Genomic DNA, 19,656 nt, shown 5'->3' on the forward strand with positions numbered 1-19,656 from the left:
TCTGAATCCGTGAACCGATGATCAGTCGCTGATCTCAGTCCTGCTCCAGTTCGATGTTGATGCCAAGGGACCGGATCTCCTTGACCAGCACATTGAAGGACTCGGGCATGCCGGCCTCCATGCGGTGATCACCATCCACGATGTTCTTGTACATCTTGGTCCGGCCGTTCACGTCATCCGACTTCACGGTAAGCATCTCCTGGAGGGTATAGGCCGCCCCGTAGGCTTCCAGGGCCCAGACCTCCATCTCACCGAAGCGCTGGCCACCGAACTGGGCCTTGCCGCCCAGCGGCTGCTGGGTCACCAGGCTGTAGGGGCCGGTGGAACGGGCGTGCATCTTGTCGTCGGCCAGATGGTTCAGCTTGAGCATGTACATGTAGCCAACGGTGATTGGCCGATCAAAGCTGTCGCCGGTGCGGCCGTCGTACAGAGTGGCCTGACCACTCTCCGGCAGCTCGGCCAGCTTGAGCAGATCCTTGATCTCACGTTCGTTGGCACCATCGAACACGGGCGTACCCATGGGCACACCGTCCACCAGGTTGCGGCTCAGCTCGAGCACCTCTTCATCACTGAGGCTCTTGAGATCCACCGTCTGACCGGAGGCGTTGTAGATCTTGTCAAGGAAGTCGCGCAGCTCCTTGACCTTGGCCTGCCGCTCCAGCATTTCGCCGATGCGCTCACCAAGACCCTTGGCCGCCCAGCCCAGATGGGTTTCCAGGATCTGGCCGATGTTCATTCGAGACGGCACGCCCAGCGGCGACAGCACCACATCAATGGGCTCGCCACGCTCGTCGTAGGGCATGTCTTCCACCGGCACGATCATGGAGACCACACCCTTGTTACCGTGACGGCCGGCCATCTTGTCACCCGGCTGGAAGCGGCGCTTCACAGCCAGATAGATCTTGACCATCTTGAGGACACCCGGGGCCAGGTCGTCACCCGCGGTGATCTTGCGCTTCTTGTCCTCGAAGTAGCGATCAAACTCCTCGTTCTGCTCCTTCAGACGCTGCGCCATGCGCTCCAGCTGGGCGTTGGCGTCATCGTTGCGCAGGCGGATCTCGAACCACTTCTCCTGGGGCACGTCCTGCAGGTAGCTGGCGGTGATCTTGGCACCCGCCTTCAGGCCCTTGGGACCGCCCTCGGCCACCTTGCCGGTGAGCAGCTTCTCCACGCGGGAGAAGATGTCGTTCTCGAGAATACGGCGGCGGTCACGAATGTCCTTGCGGACCGCTTCCAGCTCGGACTGCTCGATGGACAGGGCACGCTCATCCTTCTCGACGCCATCCCGGGTGAACACCCGCACGTCGATGACCGTGCCGTCCATGCCGGAAGGCACACGCAGGGAAGTGTCCTTCACGTCCGAGGCCTTCTCCCCGAAGATTGCCCTCAGCAGCTTCTCTTCCGGCGTCAGCTGGGTCTCGCCCTTGGGCGTGACCTTGCCGACGAGGATGTCGCCGGAGCGCACTTCCGCACCGATATACGCAATACCGGACTCATCCAGCTTGGCCAGGGCGGACTCGCTCACATTGGGAATATCACTGGTGATTTCCTCGGTACCCAGCTTGGTATCCCGAGCCACACAGGTGAGTTCCTCGATGTGAACCGTGGTGAAACGATCTTCCTGCACCACGCGCTCGGAGATGAGGATGGAATCCTCGAAGTTATAACCATGCCAGGGCATGAAGGCCACGCGGAAATTCTGCCCCAGGGCCAGCTCACCCATGTCGGTGGAGGCACCGTCGGCAAGAATGTCGCCCCGGGCAATCACATTGCCCTGCTGCACCAGCGGACGCTGGTTGTAGCAGGTGTTCTGGTTGGACCGGGTGTACTTGGTCAGGTTGTAGATGTCGACACCGGCCTCATCATCACCGGCCTCGTCATCATTGACCCGCACCACGATGCGGCTGGCGTCCACATAATCCACGGTGCCACCGCGACGGGCCACCACGCAGACACCCGAATCACGGGCCACCAGACGTTCCATGCCGGTACCGACCAGCGGCTTCTGGGTCTTGAGGTTCGGCACCGCCTGGCGCTGCATGTTGGAACCCATGAGGGCGCGGTTGGCGTCATCGTGCTCCAGGAAGGGCAGCAGCGCCGCGGCCACGGAAACGGTCTGTTTCGGCGACACGTCCATGTATTCCACGCGATCCGGCGTGGACATGCTGAACTCGCCCTGGTGACGACAGGAAATCAGGTCGTCGACGAAACGGTTCTGCTTGTCCAGACGGGCGTTGGCCTGGGCGATCACGTAACGGCCTTCTTCGATGGCGGACAGGTATTCCACCTTGTCGCTGACCTTGCCGTTCTCCACCTTGCGGTAGGGCGTCTCCAGGAAGCCGTACTGGTTGGTGCGGGCGTAGACGGACAGGGAGTTGATCAGACCGATGTTCGGGCCTTCCGGCGTTTCAATCGGGCAAACCCGGCCGTAATGAGTCGGGTGCACGTCACGGACTTCAAAGCCGGCGCGCTCACGGGTCAGACCACCCGGACCGAGAGCGGAGACGCGGCGCTTATGCGTCACCTCGGAGAGGGGGTTGTTCTGATCCATGAACTGGGACAGCTGGCTGGAGCCGAAGAACTCCTTCACGGCCGCCGCCACCGGTTTGGCGTTGATCAACTCCTGGGGCATCAGCCCCTCGGAGTCCGCCAGGGCCAGGCGTTCGCGAACGGCACGCTCCACACGCACCAGGCCAATGCGGAAGGCGTTCTCGGCCATTTCGCCCACGCTGCGCACGCGACGGTTGCCCAGATGGTCGATGTCGTCGGTGGAACCGTTGCCGTTGCGGATGTCAATCAGAACACGCAGTACATCCAGGATGTCGGATTCGTCACCCTGGGACGCCAGCAGCGCCTTGGCGGCATCGGTACCGAGGCTCTCGAAATAGGTCTTGTCATAGAGCACACCCGGCCCCGTCTCCTGATCACGCATGAGGCGGCGGTTGAACTTCATGCGACCGACCGGTGACAGGTCATAGCGGTCGTCGGTGAAGAACAGGTTGTGGAAGAGATTCTCGGCCGCGTCCTTGGTCGGCGGCTCACCGGGACGCATCATGCGATAGATCTCCACCAGGGCCTCAAGCTGGGTCCGGGTGGGATCGATGCGCAGGGTGTTGGAAATATAGGGGCCGTGATCCAGATCGTTGACGTAGAGGGTCTGGATTTCCTTGACGCCGGCCTCGATCAGCTTCTCGGCCAGTTCGGCGGTGAGCTCGTCGTTGGCCTTGGCCAGCAGCTCACCGGTATCCGGCTCCACCACGTCAGACGCCAGAATCTTGCCTTCCAGGTAACTCTGGGGCACGACCAGGGACTTCACACCCGCCTTCTCGAGCTCGCGGATGTGGCGGGCGGTTACACGACGACCCTGCTCGACAACCACCTTGCCCTTGGCCTTGATATCGAAAGCCGCGGTTTCACCACGCAGCCGCTCGGGCACCAGGTCCAGCTTTACCTCGCCCTTGGCAAAGACGAAACGGTTGTTCTCGAAGAAGATATCCAGGATCTGCTGGTCGTTGTAACCCAGAGCACGCAGCAGAATGGTCGCCGGCAGCTTGCGGCGACGGTCGATGCGCACGAAGATCGAATCCTTGGGATCGAATTCGAAGTCCAGCCAGGAACCACGATAGGGGATGACCCGGGCGGAATAGAGCACCTTGCCCGAGGAATGCGTCTTGCCCTTGTCGTGATCAAAGAAGACACCGGGCGAACGGTGCAGCTGATTCACGATCACGCGCTCGGTGCCATTGATCACGAAGGTGCCGGTGTCGGTCATGAGCGGCATTTCGCCCATGTAGACTTCCTGCTCCCGCACGTCCTTGACGCGGGGTTTGCTGGCAGGGGCATCCTTGTCGTAGATCACCAGACGAACGAGCACGCGCAGCGGCGCCGCGTAGGTCATGCCGCGCAGCTTGCACTCGTTGACGTCGAATACGGGATCACCGAGGCGGTAATTCACATACTCCAGGGCAGCATTGCCCGAGTAGCTGGTAATCGGGAAAACCGACCTGAATGCGCCCTGGAGACCCTGCTCCTGGCGATCGGCGGCTTTGCGCTCCAACTGGAGAAACTGACGAAAAGAATCCAGCTGGGTCTGGAGCAGGAAAGGGGCTTCCAGCACAGCAGGACTCTTGGCGAAATCCTTGCGGATGCGCTTCTTCTCGGTGAAAGAATAGGCCATCTGGGGTATCCTCAGCGCTTTCGGACTTCCGTTGAATCAATGGCGGCAGAACCGCCGGCACGCCCTCGCCACAACGGCGAAGGTCGCAAGCATTCAGTCTTGCCATCCCCGGGCACGTGCAAGCCATGCCCCGGGGACGCGAAAAGCAGGGACAGGCCGGCGGCCGCCTGGCCACCAGCCCGTACCCTGCATAGGCGTCTCGCCTGTTTCGAGCAACAACTTACTTGAGCTCGACCTCGGCGCCTGCTTCTTCCAGATCCTTCTTGATCTTCTCGGCTTCTTCCTTCTCCACGCCTTCCTTCAGCGGGGTCGGAGCGCCTTCGACAGCTTCCTTGGCTTCCTTCAGGCCCAGGCCGGTCACGCCGCGAACGGCCTTGATGACGGCGACCTTGTTGGAACCGAAGCTCTTCAGAACCACGTCGAATTCGGTCTGCTCTTCAGCGGCAGCAGCTTCGCCACCGGCGGCAGCCGGGGCAGCAGCCACGGCAGCAGCAGCGGACACGCCGAACTTCTCTTCCATGGCGGAGATCAGGTCAACGACCTCCATCACGGTCATGTTGGAAATAGTCTCGAGGATATCTTCTTTCGAAACGGCCATTTTGCGTACTCCAATAGTGCTTTAACGATTCAGTTACCCGAGCGACAGAGTCACTCGCATGATCTGGCTATGCCGATTTCTCAGGCGGCCTGCTTCTGATCCCGATAGGCGGCGAAGGTGCGGACCAGCTTGGCGTGCGGCTCGTTGAGCGTGCGCACGAACTTCTCGACAGGCGCCTTCATGACGCTCATCAGCTGGGCCAGCGCTTCGTCGCGCGTCGGCAGGGAAGCGAGGCGATCCAGTTCGGAACCCGGCAGGGCCTGTCCGCCGATGGACACGATCTTGGCCTGGAGCAGATCATGCTCCTTGGCAAAATCCTTGACCACGCGACCGGCAGAACCGGGGTCGTTCTGGGAGAACGCCAGCAGCAGGGGACCCACGAGGGAATCGCCCATGCATTCGAAATCGGTACCCTCAAGGGCCCGACGCGCGAGGTTGTTCTTGACCACCCGCAGATAGACACCCGCTTCACGCGCCTTGGTACGCAGGGCATTCATCTGCTCGACGGTCAGACCACGATACTCCGCTGCAACAGCCGAATGGGCAACAGCGGCGATCTCGCTCACCTCGGCGACCATAGCCTTTTTCTGTTCAAAACTAAGGGCCACGGTTTTCACCTCCTGGCTGTGTGTTCCGGCTCAACGAGCCATCCCACGTTACCGTTCACAATCGAACGGTGTTCCTTCACCGTTCGCCGTTACAACGGTGTCCGTCACCAGGGTGATCCTGACTCGGGTAACACCGTCTGCGTGAGCCGACGTACTCGCCATTAAGCCGCAGGAGAAAAGCTGCGACACTCACGGTCTTTGACGCATCGCGGAAGCCGGAGCCGACCGCGAGTACCTCAAAAGCGCTACTTCCCTCTTTCCTTAGAGGGAAGCCTGGTCCACCGACAGACCCGGACCCATGGTCGAGGAGACGGTGACCTTCTTCATGTAGATACCCTTCGCCGCACTGGGCTTGGCCTTGTTCAGGTCAGCCAGCAGAGCATTCAGGTTTTCCTTCAGCGCGGCAGGATCGAAATCCACCTTGCCGATGGTGCAATGAATGATGCCCGACTTGTCAGTGCGGTAACGCACCTGACCTGCCTTGGCATTCTTGACGGCAGTGGCCACGTCGGGGGTCACGGTGCCGACCTTGGGGTTCGGCATCAGACCACGCGGGCCGAGAATCTGACCCAGCTGACCGACCACACGCATGGCATCGGGGCTGGCGATCACCACGTCAAAATCCATGTTGCCCTTCTTCACTTCTTCCGCCAGGTCGTCCATGCCGACGATGTCGGCACCGGCTTCCTTGGCGGCGTCCTCATTGGGACCCTGGGTAAAGACGGCCACACGAACCGACTTGCCAGTGCCGTTGGGCAGCACGGTGGAACCACGCACGACCTGATCGGATTTGCGGGGATCCACGCCGAGATTCACGGCAACATCAACGGATTCCTTGAACTTCACACCGCTGAGCTCCTTGATCAGCGCAAGAGCGTCATCCACCGGATACAGCTTGCCCGGCTCGACCTTCTCGCGGATCTGCTTCATTCGCTTGGTCAGCTTCGCCATGTCAGAGACCCTCCACGTCAAGGCCCATACTGCGGGCACTGCCGGCGATGATCTTCACCGCCTGATCCATATCAAAAGCGTTCAGGTCGGGCATCTTGGTCTTGGCGATCTCTTCGAGCTGCTCGCGGGTGACCTTGCCCACCTTGACGGTGTTGGGGGTCGCACTACCCGACTTGATGCCGGCGGCCTTCTTGAGAAGAATGGCAGCAGGCGGCGTCTTGGTAATGAAGGTGAAGCTGCGGTCGCTGTAGACGGTAATCACGACGGGTGTCGGCAGGCCGGGCTCAATGCTCTGGGTAGCGGCATTGAAGGCCTTGCAGAACTCCATGATGTTGACGCCATGCTGACCGAGCGCAGGACCGACGGGCGGACTGGGATTGGCCTGCCCGGCCGGAATCTGCAGCTTGATATAGCCTTCGACTTTCTTGGCCATGATGTGTACTCCTGTTGGGTACCGCCGGACCACTCCTCGTCCGGACTAGCGCCTTTCGGCTCCCCGGTTTGACAAAACACCCGGGGCCAATGACCCCGGGTGACGATGACGGGCTTCCTGCCCGCCCGATCAATTCTGATGAATCAGGTCTTCTCGACCTGGCCAAACTCCAGCTCCACTGGCGTGGAACGACCGAAGATGAGAACGGAGACGCGCAGGCGGCTCTTCTCGTAATTGACCTCTTCGACCACACCATTGAAATCGGTGAAGGGGCCGTCGGTAACACGCACCATCTCGCCCGGCTCGAACAGAACCTTCGGGCGCGGCTTTTCGGCACCTTCCTGCACGCGGTTCAGGATCTGCTCGGCCTCGCGGTCACTGATCGGCGAGGGGCGATCACTGGAGCCACCGATAAAGCCCATGATCTTCGGCACGCTCTTGACCAGATGCCAGGTATCGTCGTTGAGCTCCATCTGCACCAGCACATAGCCGGGGAAGAACTTGCGCTCACTCCGACGTTTCTGGCCACTGCGCATCTCCACCACTTCCTCGGTGGGCACGAGGATCTCGCCGAAGCAATCCTCCATGCCGCTGTGGCGCACCCGATCTTCCAGGGAACGCTTCACCTGATGCTCAAAGCCGGAATAGGCCTGCAGCACGTACCAGCGTTTCGCCATGGATCAAGCCCCCGGGTTGGTGATGTAGCCGGCACCCCAGGCGAGGAGCATGTCCACCAGCCAGAGGAAGATTGCCAGAAGAATCACCATGACCAGCACGGCAATGGTGGTCTGGGTGGTTTCCTGACGGTTCGGCCAGACCACCTTGCGCACCTCGGTCCAGGACGTGCGACCGAAACTCCAGAGACGATGCCCCTGGGAGGACTGGACCGCGACCAGCGCACCAATGACCATGAGGACAATCAGACCCAGCCAGCGAACCACGGCAGGCTCGTTGGAGAAGTAGTAAAAAGCCACCAGACCCGACGCTGCAACCGCAGCGCCGAGCAGAAGCTTGAGGGTATCCGCCCCGCTTGTCTGAACTTCCGGCTTACCGTTCATTCGGAAACCAACCCTTCCAAAAACACGAGCCGACTGGTCGCATGAAGCGCCAGTCGGTCCCGGGCGTGATATATGGCAGGCCAGGAGGGACTCGAACCCCCAACCTGCGGTTTTGGAGACCGCTGCTCTGCCAATTGAGCTACTGGCCTAATTCAACTACCCACCCGAACCCTGTTCGGGCCAGCGGCGGCACTCCCGGGAGCGCCGCCGCCTCTTGCCTATCAGTCGATGATCTTGGAGACGACGCCGGCACCCACGGTGCGGCCGCCTTCACGGATCGCAAAACGCAGACCGTCTTCCATGGCGATCGGCGCAATCAGGGTCACCGTCATCTTGACGTTGTCACCCGGCATCACCATCTCGGTGCCGCTCGGCAGTTCACAGGCACCGGTCACGTCCGTGGTGCGGAAGTAGAACTGCGGGCGATAGCCGTTGAAGAACGGGGTATGACGACCACCCTCGTCCTTGCTCAGCACATACACCTCACACTCGAACTTGGTGTGCGGGGTAATGGAACCCGGCTTCGACAGAACCTGACCACGCTCAACGTCGTCACGCTTGGTGCCGCGCAGCAGCACGCCCACGTTGTCGCCCGCCATGCCCTGATCCAGCAGCTTGCGGAACATCTCAACGCCGGTCACGGTGGTCTTGGTGGTCTCGCGGATACCCACGATTTCCACTTCGTCACCCACGTTCACCACCCCGCGCTCGATACGGCCCGTCACCACGGTGCCGCGACCGGAAATGGAGAACACGTCTTCCACCGGCATCAGGAAGGTGCCGTCAATGGCACGCTCCGGCTCCGGAATGAACTCGTCCAGGGCGTCCAGCAGCTTGTTGATGGCCGGAATGCCGATGTCGGACTCGTCACCTTCCAGCGCCTTCAGCGCGGAACCAGTGATGATCGGGGTGTCGTCGCCAGGGAAGTCGTACTCGCTCAGAAGCTCGCGAACTTCCATCTCCACCAGCTCCAGAAGCTCGGCGTCATCCACCATGTCCGCCTTGTTCAGGAACACCAGAATCGCCGGCACGCCAACCTGACGGCTCAGCAGAATGTGCTCACGGGTCTGGGGCATGGGGCCGTCGGCCGCGCTCACCACCAGAATCGCACCGTCCATCTGCGCCGCACCCGTGATCATGTTCTTCACGTAGTCAGCGTGGCCCGGGCAGTCAACGTGGGCGTAGTGACGCGCGTTCGACTCGTACTCCACGTGCGCGGTGGCAATGGTAATACCGCGCTCACGCTCTTCCGGTGCATTGTCAATATCACCGTAGTCGCGGAATTCGCCACCGTGGGAAGCACCCGCCACTTTCGTCAGCGCCGCCGTCAGCGTCGTCTTGCCATGGTCAACGTGACCAATCGTTCCAACGTTTACATGCGGCTTTGTTCTTTCAAACTTTTCCTTGGACATCCTGGTGACTCCCCGACGTGAAGACCACTACCTATACCCGAACCACCTGGAACCAGGCGGTCACAACAACAGGGGCAGCGCCAGGCGCTACCCCACCCGACCGCGGCGCACCGCGGCCTTCACATAGCTGGAGCCCATGGGCGGATTTGAACCGCCGGCCTCTCCCTTACCAAGGGAGTGCTCTACCCCTGAGCTACATGGGCCTACAACCGGGCCGAGCCAATAATCAGTACCCGAGCCCTCTACCTGGAGCGGGTGATGGGAATCGAACCCACATCATCAGCTTGGAAGGCTGAGGTTCTACCATTGAACTACACCCGCGCGATCTCGCGACCGCCCCGACCCGTTCCCGGGTCGGCAGACGCAACCGCCGGGCCAATGCCCGGCGGTTGCACCCTTGAAACTGGTGGAGGGGGGAGGATTCGAACCTCCGAAGGCAAAGCCAGCAGATTTACAGTCTGCCCCCGTTGGCCGCTTGGGTACCCCTCCGCAAGCGTAAGCCGGGGATTTTCACCCATTCGTCAAGACCATGTCAAGCGACGGAGTGACCCCAAGAGGAAAAATGGAGCTGGCGACAGGAGTCGAACCCGCGACCTGCTGATTACAAATCAGCTGCTCTACCAACTGAGCTACGCCAGCCCGGAAAACGCGTCCCCGCGACCCACGGTTCGCGGGGCGGTTATTCTAGCGGCTCACCCTCCCGGGTCACAAGCCATTCATTGTCATCGGGGCACAGAGAGGGCTCGAGCCGCAACTCGCCATCCACCGGCAGGTCCATGGTCAGCCCCAGGGGAACGAGCAACCAGTAGGTGGTGCTTTCCCGCTCACGCTCACGGATTTGCGGGTCGAAACCCAGCCCGGCGATCTGCTGCTGCCGCTGGGTGGCGCGTTCCGGCGCGGAGAACAGCCCCAGGGACACACCGCCGACCGCGTCGCCGCTGGTGATGACGAAATAATCACCGGCACCGGCCTCCTCCAGCCGCCGCGCCATGGCAGCCGGATCATCGACGGCCTCCGGCGGCAGAATGACCCACCAGGCGGCGATCTCCGTCAGGGCGCGTTCATGCACATGGGGCGCGGTGATGTCCAGACTCAGGGCGTGATCCTCCAGATCGCCGCGCTCGCCGAAGGGGCCCAGGGCGAGACAACCAGCCGGATCAAAAGCCGATGGCCGGGACGGAGCGACCACCTCGGGGACCGAATCCGACTCCACCGGCGATTCACGCTCGGTCACGGTTTCAAGCTCGGCCAGCTGAAGGCCACGATCCGCCGGGGGCGTAACCAGCACGGTCTCCGGCTCCGTCTCGGGTAGCAGCCAGGCCTGCCAGGCCAGGAAAAACAGGTTGACCGCCAGGAGAAGAAGGAAGATCACTCGCAGCATGCCAACATCTCCCGCATCCCCTGAAAGACCAGATCCGGCCACCACTCGATTCGTTCATTGCCCAATGGCGTACGCAGCCCGTCGGCATCGCCGCCCGTCATGATGACAGCCGCTCCCGGACAAATCCCGTCGCTGTGTGCAATGGCCTCGCGCAAGGCGCCGGTCACCGCCATCAGAGCACCGGACTGCACGCAGGCACCGGTGTCTCGGCCGGGAAAGCCGGCCGACTGATCGTCGGGGCGAGGCCGTATGCCGCTGGTCGCGCCGATCAGGCTTTCCGCCATCAGACGCAGGCCGGGAACGATGGCACCGCCTCGATGACCGCCGTCGGCATCCACCAGGTCCAGGGTCACGGCCGTTCCGCAGTCGACGACCAGCAATGGACGATGCTGCGGCTGGCCGATCAGACGCCAGGCGGCGAGCATGGCCAGCCAGCGATCCACACCCAGGCGTACGGGCTCCTCATAGGCAATGGTCAGCCCACACAGGGCCCTGGGGGTGCGCAGGCGATGGAATGCCTCCGGACACTGCAACGACGCCCATTCGGCCAGCGCCTGGACTGCCGCCCCCTCGCGCACGGCAGCCAGAGCGATCCTTGCCGGCCGCCAGCTCAGGGCGGGCGGGTGGTAGTCAGCATCCGAGCCACGCGCCACGATGGCGCCCTGCTCATCCACCCAGGCCCACTTGAGGCGCGTATTGCCGCAGTCCAGGAGCAAGTCCATCAACCGGCCTCCCGCCGCAGTCGCGCCGAGACCTCCCCAACCTGCCAGGCCCGGCATTCACCTTCGCCATCCCGTAACAAAAGAGCGCCTTCGGCATCCACGCCCTCGCAATGACCGTTCACGCTGCGCTCATGCAGCAACAGGGTCACGGGACGACCGGCGAGACAATCCCTCGCGGCCCACTGCTCCCGAAAAAAGGCGAATCCCCCGCAACGAAAGCGCTCCAGGGCGTCACACAGGGCGGAAAGAACACGCCCGGCCACCGCGCTGCGCGACGGCCGCCGACCGTCAAAGACCTGATCGAGACCGGCCACAGGCTGATCCAGCCCCGTCGGAGCCGCCCAATTGAGGCCGACGCCGACCCGCAGGTCGCAGGGCCCGGACGGCTCACCTTTCAGCTCAATCAGAACTCCAGCCAGCTTGCCCGCATCACACAGAACATCATTCGGCCATTTCAATGCCAGGCCACGTGCCCCCATGGATTCCAGCGCATTGACGATGCTGACGGCGATGGACGGCGCCAACCCGCTCAGCGGGGCATCCAGCACATCGAAACGCCAGGCGAGGGACAGAGGGATGCCGGCACCGTACAGGCAGGTCCACTGACGCCCGCGACGACCGCGACCGGCCGGTTGGGCTTCGGCAAGGCAGGCCACCGGGCCGCCGCCGAAATCGGCATGAACCGCCAGCCATTCATTGGTGGAATCCGCCGATTCCAGCAGGTTCAGCTGCAGCGCCTCACGCCATGCCGGCGCCAGCGCCTGCCGGATGCCGCCCTCGTCGAACAACTCAAGGGGATGGGTGAGGCGATAACCGCGCCCCTTGACGCGCTCCACCCCGAGCCCCAGCCTTTCCAGCGCATCCAGCTGTTTCCACACGGCGGCCCGTGACACGCCGCAGGCCTCGGCCAGGGCCTGCCCGGAGTGCAGCCCCCCCGCGGACAGCACCGCCAGCAATTGCCGACGCAGCGCACTATGGATGTGTCCCCGTTCAGCCATGGCGACGCCGGAACAGCATGACCTTTTCAAAACGGTGTTCATTCCCTTCAAACAGGCGCTTCAGATTGCTTCGGTGGGTATACACGATGGTGAGCGCCATGGCGGCAGTGAATGTCACCAGCATTCCGGACAGGGGCTCGCCCATGAGCAGGGCGAACACCGGAGCCACCACGGCCGCCAGCACGGTGGCCAGCCCGACATAACCCGTGGTGACCAGGATCAGAACCCACATGGCGAGTACCGGCAGCAGCGCCAGCGGCCAGATCACCAGCATGACGCCCACCAGGGTCGCCGCCCCCTTGCCCCCACGGAAGCCATGCCAGATCGGCCACACATGGCCGAAGACCGCTGCCACGCCACACAGGGCCATCACCCACTCGGTGGCAACCGGCGCTTCGGCCAGTCCCGGGATCACCAGCATGGGCACGAGCGCCACCGCCAACACACCCTTGATCACATCCACCAGCGCGACCGCCGCGGCAAAACCCTTGCCACGGGCGCGCAGGGCGTTGGTAGCCCCGGCGTTGCCGCTGCCTTCCTGGCGAATGTCGGCGCCGCCCACCATGAAGCGCAGCCACAGGCCACCCATCACGGAGCCCACCAGATAGGCCAGCAATACCTTGATTAACAGCTCAATCATCTGCCTGTCCCCTGTCTGACTTGGTCTGGGCGCAGTCTACCAGCCCGGGAGGGCCATCGTTCACTGCTTTCAGCCCGATTTCTTTTCATCACGAATATTTCGCGCTATAATATTTCGCACGCAAAACATCTTGACGGAAATTACCGTGGATACCCGCCCCGACAACACCGAAACGGCTTTTGACGAAAGCATCCTGCGCGCACTGCGCCGGGTGATCCGGGCCGTGGACCTGTACAGCCGACAGTTGTCCGTTCGGCACAACCTGACCGGCCCGCAGCTGGTGTGTCTGCGCCAGCTGGCCCGCTCCGGCGGCATGACACCCGGCCACCTGGCACGGGAGATTTCGCTGAGTCCGGCCACCATCAGCGGCATTCTGGACAGACTGGAAAAGCGCGGCTATATCACCAGGAATCGGCGCCCGGAAGACAAGCGCCAGGTGCTGGTTGCGCTCACGGATGCCGGCCGGGCCCTGATTGAGCGGACGCCGCTCCCCCTGCAGGAACGCTTCACGCAGCGCCTCGCGGAACTGCCGCTTGAACGGCAGGCCGAGATCAACGAAGCCTTGCAGCAGGTGGTGACCATGATGGAGGCGGAAGAATTGGATGCGGCGCCATTGCTTGCCAGTTGGCCCACGCCGGCCGACAGCCAGCGGGTGCAGCCGGTCAGCGCTGCCCGGGCAATCGGCGGGGCCACGGTCTCCGAAGAATCAGGGGAGGAGCCCAATGTGCACAGCCGCGCCTGACAGCGAGCACCCGGCGCCCCCTCCTTTGCCAGGCCATGAGGGCCGGCCGGCTCGACAGCAAGCAAGGAGCCTTCTGCCGGCAGACCGACACACTTCCCGTTCTGACGACAACGCTGGAGAGAAGCGATGAGTCTCATCGTTCAAAAATATGGGGGATCTTCCGTCGCCGACGAGGACAAGATCCGACATGTTGCCCGCCGTATCGTGGAAACCCGCCGCGCCGGACACGATGTGGTGGCGGTGGTCTCCGCCATGGGCAAGACCACCAACAATCTGCTGAACATGGCGCGCAGCCTGGCCCAGAACCCGTCAAGACGGGAATTGGACATGCTGCTGGCCTGTGGCGAGCGCATTTCCATGTCCCTCCTGAGCATGACCATTCAGGAACTGGGCGAGGAGTGCATCTCCCTGACCGGGCCGCAATCCGGCATTCGCACCACGGACAATCATTTCAATGCCCGCATCACGGACGTAAAGGCCGGTCGGGTGGAACGGGAGATTGAACGGGGGCGCATCGTGGTTGTCGCCGGTTACCAGGGCATGAACAGCCGTGGTGAAGTGACCACCCTTGGTCGCGGCGGTTCGGACACCACCGCCGTAGCTGTGGCCGCCGGCATCAAGGCGGACCGCTGCGAAATCTATTCCGACGTGGACGGTGTCTACACCGCCGACCCGCGTATCGTGGATGCCGCCCGGCCCATGCCCGAGGTGAGCTACGTGGAGATGACCGAGCTGGCTCATCACGGTGCCTCGGTGCTCAACCCCCGGGCGGTGGAATATGCCTGGAAGCGACAGGTGGAAGTCCGTGCCCGCTGCACCTTCAATGATGCGCCGGGCACCGTTATCCATGAACGGGATGCCGAAGGCGACCCCCGGGTACTGGGCGTGGCCTGTCACAAGGAACTGATATGGGTCTCCCTGCGCGGGAAGGACGTGCTTGAGAAGCTGGGCGACGACGTGCTCGAGGCCATCGGCAAGAACGACATTTTCGTGGACAGCATCAGCGAGAATGGTGATCGGCGCGATCTGCTGATCGCCACCGAGGACATCGCCAATCTGGACAGTTTCGCGGACGGTCTGCGCAAGGATTTCGACGGCCAGGTGGCCGTCAGCACCGAGCAGGGGTCGGTCTCCGGTGTCGGTCTGAACATCGGTCAGGACGCCGATGTCGTGGCGCAGGCGGAGAAGGCGCTTGAGAAGGCCGGCATCGAAGTACGCATGAGCGTAAGCCGGGATCATTCCATCACCTGTCTGGTGGATGCCCCACAGGTGGGCGATGCCCTGCGTGCCCTGCACTCCTGTTTTCTGGAAGACAGCAAACAATCCCGTGAGGTGGCGTGATGGCGACTGCCGACACTCAGAACAAGAAGGAAGCCAAGGTGCCTGAGAATAACGCGGACATCATCTATCGAGCGGCAACCGCTGCCGATGGCGGCGAGATGTGGACATTCGTTGCCGAAGCCGGCGTTCTGGAACAGAACCCGTCCTACGCCTACATCCTCCTCTGCCAGCACTTCGGGGATACCTGTCTGGTGGCGGAACGTGATGGCGAAATGGTGGGTTTCGTTCTGGCCTACATTCCGCCGCGCCAGGAAGACACCGTCTTTGTCTGGCAGGTGGGTGTGAGCAAGAAGGTTCGCGGCAAGGGGGTGGGCCTGCGCCTGCTACGCCACCTGATGGCGCTGCCGGCCTGCCGAAACGTCAGCTACCTGGAAGCGAGCGTGACGCCCAGCAACAAGCCGTCCCAGAACCTGTTCCGGGCCTTTGCCAAGCGCTCCGGGACCGAGTGCCGGAAACTGCCGTTTTTTCCCAGCGAGTTCTTTCCGGAGCCCCACGAGAGTGAACATCTTTACCGGATCGGGCCCATTGAGTGGCCGGAAGCCTGAAAACCGAATCAACTGAATCTTCATTATCCGAGAAGCGGAGGCATTGATGAGTAATCCGACCATCGACAAATACGAGTCAGAAGTACGCGGCTATTGCCGCACGTTCACAAAGACCTGGGACACGTCGGAAGGGGCCTGGCTGACCGACACCGACGGCGAGAAGTACCTGGACTTCTTCGCCGGCGCCGGTGTACTCAACTATGGCCATAACCATCCGGCCCTGCGCAAGCCGCTGCTGGAGTACATCGAGCGCGGTGGCATCACTCACAGCCTGGACATGTACAGCGCACCCAAGGAGCGCTTCCTGGAAACCTTCCACCGGGTGCTGCTGGAACCGCGCAAGATGGAATACCGTGTCCAGTTCCCTGGGCCGACCGGCACCAATGCCGTGGAAGCCGCCATGAAACTGGCGCGCAAGGTAACCAAGCGCAGCAACATGGTCTTCTTCACCAACGCCTTCCACGGCATGACCATGGGCTCGCTGGCCGTGACCGGCAATGAGGGCAAACGGCACAGTGCGGCGGTTCCGCTCAACTATGCCAGCGCCATGCCCTTCGATGGCTACCTCGGTGAAGGCGTGGACACGCTGGATTACTTCGAGAAAAGCCTGGAGGATCGGGGCAGCGGTCTGGAGATGCCGGCGGCCGTTATCCTGGAAACCGTTCAGGCCGAGGGCGGTGTGAATGTTGCCCGCCGGGAGTGGGTGGAACGCCTGGGACGTATCTGCAAGAAGCATGGCATCCTGTTCATCATCGATGACATCCAGGTCGGCTGTGGCCGCACGGGCCACTTCTTCAGTTTCGAAGGCTGGGACGTGGATCCGGACATCATCTGCCTGTCCAAATCCCTGTCCGCCTACGGCCTACCCTTTGCGGTGGTTCTGCTCAAGGCCGAACACGACATTTGGGGTCCGGGCGAGCATAACGGTACCTTCCGGGGTCACAATCTGGCCTTCATCACGGCCGCGGCGGCGCTGGAACATTTCTGGCGAGACGACAGTTTCGCCAGTGAGGTTCGTCGCAAGGGCGAGATTGTCCGTGAACGTTTCGAAGCCATCGCCAAGGCACACCCGGAGCTCAAGGCTCATGTCAGGGGCCGGGGCTTCATCTGGGGCCTGGCTTCGCCGCACCACGGGCTGGCAGATCTGTTTTCCGAGGAAGCGTTCAAGCATGGACTGGTCATCGAGGGTGCCGGCATCAATGACAATGTGGTGAAGTTCCTCGCGCCACTGGTCATCGAGGAAGCCGATCTTCTCAAGGGTCTGGACATCCTCGACGAGGTTGCCGGAACCGTGGCCAAGCGCCTGGCGGATCGCAACGTGGCCTGAGGCCTTAACACTGTCCATGCCGGCCCGCTATTGCTTCTGGGCCGTTCACCGGGGCGGTGTGCCCACCGCCCCGGTGGTGGCCCGGGCTGATCGGCTGCGGGCGAGTTTCCGAGCGTACACATGCTGCCTGCTTGCTGGCAGACGGAAGTGTGATGGATCCGGAAGCGATGCCGGTGACAAGCAGGCCCTGGGCAGCAAGTTCACTGAAATAACAACGGGAGAAGAAAACATGTTCGTACGGTCCCTGGACGAAATCATCGGTACTGATCGTGAAGTGGATGGCGGCAACTGGGTCAGCCGCCGCCTGGTGCTGAAAGACGATGGCATGGGCTATTCCGTGCACGACACCATCATCAAGGAAGGTACCGAAACACACATCCATTACAAGAATCATCTGGAATCGGTGTATCTCATCGAAGGTGAGGGCGAGGTGGAAACGGTGGCGGACGGCAAGGTCTGGCCGGTGAAGGCCGGTGAGATCTATGTGCTGGACAAGAATGACGAACACTATCTGCGCGCCAACAAGGGCACGCACATGCGCATGGTCTGCGTTTTCAACCCGCCCATCAGCGGGCGCGAGGTTCACGATGAGGACGGCGTCTATCCGGTGGACAATGACTGATTCCCATGTATCCGGACCCCGGGCGGCCGATTCGGCCGTCCGGGCCATTTTTCGACAGCAAGAGGTAAACGACTGAAATAATCAGGAGGTTGGCTATGGCAGCAACCGTGCAGGCTTTGCAGAATGGTCCGCAGACTTGCACACGATTGGATCCCTACCCCAGCCGTCGCACATCGCCGCAAACCCCATTTCCCAGGCTGGACCCCGTGGTCTACGGTGGTCAGCACGACGGCCCTCTCGACAACAGGCAATTGACCCAATACGAACAGGATGGCTTTCTGTTCATGCCCGGTCTGTTTTCGCCCAGCGAAATCTCGATGCTTCGCAATGAATTGAACCGTCTGGACGCACGTCCGGACAACAGGGAACGCCCTGAGGTTATCACCGAAGCAGACAGTCAAAGCATTCGGTCCGTGTTTGCCATTCACCGGCACCAGAGCCCTCTTGGTCGACTCTGCCGGGACCCTCGCCTGCTGGCAATTGCACGCCAGCTTCTGGGCTCAGGCGTGTATATCCATCAGAGCCGGATCAATTACAAGCCGGGTTTCCGTGGACGGGAGTTCTACTGGCACTCCGATTTCGAGACCTGGCACTCGGAAGACGGAATGCCGCGCATGCGGGCGGTAAGCTGTTCCGTTCTGTTTACCGACAACAACGCCTGCAACGGCGGCCTGATGCTGATTCCGGGCTCGCACCATCAATTCATCCCCTGTCAGGGGAGTACGCCGGACAACAACCACCTTTCTTCGCTGCAGAAACAGACCACCGGGGTACCGGATGAAGTCACCCTCGCTCATCTGGTTGAGACGCACGGTATTCGCTGCCCGGAAGGGCCAGCCGGATCCGTGTTGTTCTTTGAATGCAACACCCTGCACGGGTCAAACGGCAATATTACGCCCCAGCCTCGGAGCAATGCCTTTTTCGTCTACAACAGCATTCACAACCGCCTTACATCGCCCTACGCCGCCCCTCAGCCCCGCCCGGGGTGGCTGGCGGAAAGGGAGTTGACGACCCCGATCGTCAGCCTGTGAAGCACCGCGAAAGGAGCCGACTGGATTTTCCCTCAGATTCAGGCACTATCAAAGGCGGGCCGATACCCATCCACGTGCATCACGGCCCGCCTTTCCGGCATCCACACGACCATCAAGTGGATGCGCAGAAATAGTCGTCTGGGGGAATCAAGTGAGCAAACTGGACCTGTTTCTCAATCCATCGGCCGGCGGCGGACGAGCCGGCAGGCTGGAGGGAGACCTGCTGCAACATATCCGGGCCCTGGGCCTGGAGGTGAACGTACACCGTACGGAAGGCCCGGGTCAGGGTGTCGGGCTCAGCCGCGATCTTGCCGAAGATGGCTGCCGTACGCTGGTCGTTGCCGGCGGTGACGGCACCCTGTTTGAGGCCATAAACGGCTGCATGCAGGCGGATGGCCCAATGCCGGAACTGGCACTCATACCCATTGGAACCGGCAATGATTTTGCCAAGAGCCTGGGCATTCCCCTGGCATGGCCGGATGCCTGTGACCGCCTGGTTCTGGGCACCCGTCGCCGGATAGATGTGGGTCAGTGCAATGACATTTTCTTCATCAACACCCTCGGCATCGGCCTGGATGCGCAGATTGCGGATATTGCGAAGCACAGGCGCTGGCTGCCGGGTGATACCGCCTATGTTGCGGCCCTGGCGCAGTCTCTTCTGCTCCGCCGACGAACTCGGGTCACCGTGATCCACGATCAGGGGAGGGAAGAGCAGGAAATCACCCTGATGGTGCTCGCCAATGGCAGCTTCGAGGGCGGCCGATTCGAGCTGGCGCCAGGCGCGGACATCGATGACGGAAAGCTCGACCTGGTCATGACGCCCCGCTTGTCAGCGCGCCAGATCATCAAGCTGGCACCCAAGGTCAGCAACGGCGAGATCGCCGACATGCCGGGCTACAAGCATTGGCTGACCCGGCGTGCCACTGTGCTGTTGCCGGAACCTGCCTGTGTTCACGCCGACGGCGAGGTCATTTATCGTCAGGCCCGGCGGCTGGAAATCGGCGTCATTCCGGGTGGAGTCAGCTTCCTCTGCTAGGTAGGGCCGGCACGTGAATGCGCGCCGGCCTGTT

Annotated in this window: 19 protein-coding genes and 5 tRNA genes; 7 read left to right on the forward strand and 17 right to left on the reverse strand. The window is 62.0% G+C overall.

What is annotated here, in order from left to right; translation table 11 throughout:
* Window positions 1–34: 34 nt before the first annotated feature.
* From rpoB to plsY, 17 genes are all read right to left on the reverse strand, one after another.
* On the reverse strand, window positions 35–4,177 hold the full coding sequence (gene rpoB, locus RBH19_RS11720) for a DNA-directed RNA polymerase subunit beta (RefSeq protein WP_306729046.1): 4,143 nt from the start codon (window positions 4,175–4,177) through the stop codon (window positions 35–37).
* Between the two features lie 220 nt (window positions 4,178–4,397).
* Window positions 4,398–4,775 (reverse strand): 50S ribosomal protein L7/L12, encoded by a 378-nt coding sequence (rplL, locus tag RBH19_RS11725; RefSeq protein ID WP_306729047.1) that lies wholly within the window; start codon window positions 4,773–4,775, stop codon window positions 4,398–4,400.
* An 80-nt stretch (window positions 4,776–4,855) separates the two neighbouring features.
* Window positions 4,856–5,383, reverse strand: coding sequence for a 50S ribosomal protein L10 (gene rplJ / locus RBH19_RS11730; protein ID WP_306729048.1), 528 nt, complete (start codon window positions 5,381–5,383; stop codon window positions 4,856–4,858).
* A gap of 261 nt (window positions 5,384–5,644) precedes the next feature.
* On the reverse strand, window positions 5,645–6,334 hold the full coding sequence (gene rplA, locus RBH19_RS11735; RefSeq protein WP_306729049.1) for a 50S ribosomal protein L1: 690 nt from the start codon (window positions 6,332–6,334) through the stop codon (window positions 5,645–5,647).
* Between the two features lies 1 nt (window position 6,335).
* Window positions 6,336–6,767 carry a 50S ribosomal protein L11 gene (rplK, locus tag RBH19_RS11740; RefSeq protein ID WP_306729050.1) on the reverse strand — a complete coding sequence of 144 codons (432 nt, stop codon included), beginning with the start codon at window positions 6,765–6,767 and terminating at the stop codon, window positions 6,336–6,338.
* A gap of 143 nt (window positions 6,768–6,910) precedes the next feature.
* Window positions 6,911–7,444, reverse strand: a complete 534-nt coding sequence (gene nusG / locus RBH19_RS11745; protein WP_306729051.1) for a transcription termination/antitermination protein NusG — start codon at window positions 7,442–7,444, stop codon at window positions 6,911–6,913.
* 3 nt (window positions 7,445–7,447) lie between these two features.
* On the reverse strand, window positions 7,448–7,825 hold the full coding sequence (secE, locus tag RBH19_RS11750; RefSeq protein WP_306729052.1) for a preprotein translocase subunit SecE: 378 nt from the start codon (window positions 7,823–7,825) through the stop codon (window positions 7,448–7,450).
* Between the two features lie 73 nt (window positions 7,826–7,898).
* A tRNA-Trp gene (locus tag RBH19_RS11755) sits at window positions 7,899–7,974 on the reverse strand.
* Window positions 7,975–8,046: 72 nt separating this feature from the next.
* Window positions 8,047–9,237, reverse strand: coding sequence for an elongation factor Tu (gene tuf / locus RBH19_RS11760; protein WP_306729041.1), 1,191 nt, complete (start codon window positions 9,235–9,237; stop codon window positions 8,047–8,049).
* 128 nt (window positions 9,238–9,365) lie between these two features.
* Window positions 9,366–9,440, reverse strand: a tRNA-Thr gene (locus RBH19_RS11765).
* Between the two features lie 44 nt (window positions 9,441–9,484).
* A tRNA-Gly gene (locus RBH19_RS11770) sits at window positions 9,485–9,558 on the reverse strand.
* An 83-nt stretch (window positions 9,559–9,641) separates the two neighbouring features.
* Window positions 9,642–9,726: transfer RNA gene (locus RBH19_RS11775), tRNA-Tyr, on the reverse strand.
* Between the two features lie 74 nt (window positions 9,727–9,800).
* A tRNA-Thr gene (locus tag RBH19_RS11780) sits at window positions 9,801–9,876 on the reverse strand.
* Between the two features lie 40 nt (window positions 9,877–9,916).
* Window positions 9,917–10,618 carry a hypothetical protein gene (locus RBH19_RS11785; protein ID WP_306729053.1) on the reverse strand — a complete coding sequence of 234 codons (702 nt, stop codon included), beginning with the start codon at window positions 10,616–10,618 and terminating at the stop codon, window positions 9,917–9,919.
* Window positions 10,606–11,340: a type III pantothenate kinase gene (locus RBH19_RS11790; protein ID WP_306729054.1), complete on the reverse strand. Its 735-nt coding sequence runs from the start codon at window positions 11,338–11,340 to the stop codon at window positions 10,606–10,608. Before RBH19_RS11790 ends, RBH19_RS11785 begins: the two co-directional genes overlap by 13 nt.
* On the reverse strand, window positions 11,340–12,338 hold the full coding sequence (locus RBH19_RS11795) for a biotin--[acetyl-CoA-carboxylase] ligase (protein WP_306729055.1): 999 nt from the start codon (window positions 12,336–12,338) through the stop codon (window positions 11,340–11,342). The genes RBH19_RS11790 and RBH19_RS11795 overlap by 1 nt, the downstream gene beginning before the upstream one ends.
* The gene (plsY, locus tag RBH19_RS11800) at window positions 12,331–12,978 is read right to left on the reverse strand and encodes a glycerol-3-phosphate 1-O-acyltransferase PlsY (protein ID WP_306729056.1); all 648 of its coding nucleotides are present in this window, start codon (window positions 12,976–12,978) and stop codon (window positions 12,331–12,333) included. The genes RBH19_RS11795 and plsY overlap by 8 nt, the downstream gene beginning before the upstream one ends.
* Before the next feature lie 130 nt (window positions 12,979–13,108).
* On the opposite strand from plsY, the gene RBH19_RS11805 reads away from it, so the two are divergent.
* The 7 genes from RBH19_RS11805 (at window position 13,109) to RBH19_RS11835 (ending at window position 19,622) form a co-directional block, all read left to right on the forward strand.
* A complete protein-coding gene (locus tag RBH19_RS11805; RefSeq protein ID WP_306729057.1) occupies window positions 13,109–13,720 on the forward strand; it encodes a MarR family winged helix-turn-helix transcriptional regulator in 612 nt (203 codons plus the stop codon).
* Window positions 13,721–13,846: 126 nt separating this feature from the next.
* Entirely contained in the window at window positions 13,847–15,061 is a 1,215-nt protein-coding gene (locus tag RBH19_RS11810) for an aspartate kinase (protein WP_306729058.1), read from the forward strand.
* Window positions 15,061–15,606 (forward strand): diaminobutyrate acetyltransferase, encoded by a 546-nt coding sequence (gene ectA / locus RBH19_RS11815; protein ID WP_306729059.1) that lies wholly within the window; start codon window positions 15,061–15,063, stop codon window positions 15,604–15,606. Before RBH19_RS11810 ends, ectA begins: the two co-directional genes overlap by 1 nt.
* Window positions 15,607–15,652: 46 nt before the next feature.
* Window positions 15,653–16,933, forward strand: coding sequence for a diaminobutyrate--2-oxoglutarate transaminase (gene ectB / locus RBH19_RS11820; protein WP_306729060.1), 1,281 nt, complete (start codon window positions 15,653–15,655; stop codon window positions 16,931–16,933).
* Between the two features lie 229 nt (window positions 16,934–17,162).
* Window positions 17,163–17,555, forward strand: a complete 393-nt coding sequence (locus tag RBH19_RS11825; RefSeq protein WP_306729061.1) for an ectoine synthase — start codon at window positions 17,163–17,165, stop codon at window positions 17,553–17,555.
* Window positions 17,556–17,650: 95 nt separating this feature from the next.
* Window positions 17,651–18,586 (forward strand): ectoine hydroxylase, encoded by a 936-nt coding sequence (gene thpD, locus RBH19_RS11830; protein WP_306729062.1) that lies wholly within the window; start codon window positions 17,651–17,653, stop codon window positions 18,584–18,586.
* Window positions 18,587–18,737: 151 nt separating this feature from the next.
* The gene (locus RBH19_RS11835) at window positions 18,738–19,622 is read left to right on the forward strand and encodes a diacylglycerol/lipid kinase family protein (protein WP_306729063.1); all 885 of its coding nucleotides are present in this window, start codon (window positions 18,738–18,740) and stop codon (window positions 19,620–19,622) included.
* The last annotated feature ends 34 nt before the right edge of the window (window positions 19,623–19,656 follow it).

This window comes from Natronospira bacteriovora, assembly GCF_030848495.1.
In the GTDB taxonomy this organism is placed as follows: domain Bacteria; phylum Pseudomonadota; class Gammaproteobacteria; order Natronospirales; family Natronospiraceae; genus Natronospira; species Natronospira bacteriovora.

Bases quoted from the DNA above. Each gene is read 5' to 3' on its own strand.
- rpoB (WP_306729046.1), bottom strand. From the start codon at position 4,177: ATGGCCTATTCTTTCACCGAGAAGAAGCGCATCCGCAAGGATTTCGCC.
- rplL (WP_306729047.1), bottom strand. From the start codon at position 4,775: ATGGCCGTTTCGAAAGAAGATATCCTCGAGACTATTTCCAACATGACC.
- rplA (WP_306729049.1), bottom strand. From the start codon at position 6,334: ATGGCGAAGCTGACCAAGCGAATGAAGCAGATCCGCGAGAAGGTCGAG.
- rplK (WP_306729050.1), bottom strand. From the start codon at position 6,767: ATGGCCAAGAAAGTCGAAGGCTATATCAAGCTGCAGATTCCGGCCGGG.
- nusG (WP_306729051.1), bottom strand. From the start codon at position 7,444: ATGGCGAAACGCTGGTACGTGCTGCAGGCCTATTCCGGCTTTGAGCAT.
- secE (WP_306729052.1), bottom strand. From the start codon at position 7,825: ATGAACGGTAAGCCGGAAGTTCAGACAAGCGGGGCGGATACCCTCAAG.
- tuf (WP_306729041.1), bottom strand. From the start codon at position 9,237: ATGTCCAAGGAAAAGTTTGAAAGAACAAAGCCGCATGTAAACGTTGGA.
- RBH19_RS11785 (WP_306729053.1), bottom strand. From the start codon at position 10,618: ATGCTGCGAGTGATCTTCCTTCTTCTCCTGGCGGTCAACCTGTTTTTC.
- RBH19_RS11790 (WP_306729054.1), bottom strand. From the start codon at position 11,340: ATGGACTTGCTCCTGGACTGCGGCAATACGCGCCTCAAGTGGGCCTGG.
- RBH19_RS11795 (WP_306729055.1), bottom strand. From the start codon at position 12,338: ATGGCTGAACGGGGACACATCCATAGTGCGCTGCGTCGGCAATTGCTG.
- plsY (WP_306729056.1), bottom strand. From the start codon at position 12,978: ATGATTGAGCTGTTAATCAAGGTATTGCTGGCCTATCTGGTGGGCTCC.
- RBH19_RS11810 (WP_306729058.1), top strand. From the start codon at position 13,847: ATGAGTCTCATCGTTCAAAAATATGGGGGATCTTCCGTCGCCGACGAG.
- ectA (WP_306729059.1), top strand. From the start codon at position 15,061: ATGGCGACTGCCGACACTCAGAACAAGAAGGAAGCCAAGGTGCCTGAG.
- ectB (WP_306729060.1), top strand. From the start codon at position 15,653: ATGAGTAATCCGACCATCGACAAATACGAGTCAGAAGTACGCGGCTAT.
- RBH19_RS11825 (WP_306729061.1), top strand. From the start codon at position 17,163: ATGTTCGTACGGTCCCTGGACGAAATCATCGGTACTGATCGTGAAGTG.
- thpD (WP_306729062.1), top strand. From the start codon at position 17,651: ATGGCAGCAACCGTGCAGGCTTTGCAGAATGGTCCGCAGACTTGCACA.